The organism is Neobacillus mesonae, assembly GCF_023715155.1.
Taxonomy (GTDB): Bacteria; Bacillota; Bacilli; order Bacillales; family Cytobacillaceae; genus Neobacillus; species Neobacillus mesonae_A.
Window position 1 is genome coordinate 1 of the sequence record NZ_JAMBNQ010000180.1, and the last position, 206, is coordinate 206.

Below are 206 nucleotides of genomic sequence, written 5' to 3' on the forward strand. Positions count from 1 at the left end.
TTTATCCCACGGACCGTTTGTTCAGGATAATGGGAAAAAGACCAAGACCTTTTTAATAGCCTATATTGATGACTGTTCCCGTCTTGTGCCATACGCGCAGTTCTTCTCGTCAGAGAAGTTTGATGGTTTAAGGGGCGTTACAAAAGAAGCTCTTATCCGAAGAGGGAAACCTTCAATTATTTATGCGGATAACGGAAAGATCTATC

Annotated in this window: 1 pseudogene; it reads left to right on the forward strand. The window is 41.7% G+C overall.

Annotated elements, in window-relative coordinates:
• Window positions 1-206: pseudogene (locus tag M3183_RS27030) on the forward strand (IS481 family transposase); the annotation flags it as partial.